We start from the raw sequence: 346 nt of genomic DNA on the forward strand, positions 1-346 counted from the left end.
CCTGGGTGACGTCGAACTTGCCGACCGCGAGCGTGGTCAGGTACGTCGCCTGCGGCTTGTCCGAGCGCCAGTTGTAGCGCGTCCAGCCGAGCTTGGAGGTCTTCGACAGCAGGACGCCGTTGCTGAGCGCCTGGTTGCCGTCCGGCACCGAGACGGAGATGTCGTACGTCGCCTTGTCGGTCGGGTGGTCGTTGCTGGGGAACCACCACACGGCGGCGTCCGGCTCCTGGGCGATCACGCCGCCGTCCGGCGTGCGGTGCCAGTTGGAGGCACCGTCGATCTTCAGCTCGGACGGCTTGCCCGCGTAGCGCACGACGACGCTGATCTGCTTGCCCTTCGGCAGCGG

Annotated in this window: 1 pseudogene; it reads right to left on the reverse strand. The window is 68.5% G+C overall.

Annotated features, from left to right (window positions below):
• A pseudogene (locus AB6A66_RS17555) lies at window positions 1–346 on the reverse strand (M1 family peptidase); the annotation flags it as partial.

This window comes from Rhodosalinus sp. K401, from assembly GCF_041365735.1.
GTDB lineage: Bacteria > Pseudomonadota > Alphaproteobacteria > Rhodobacterales > Rhodobacteraceae > Rhodosalinus.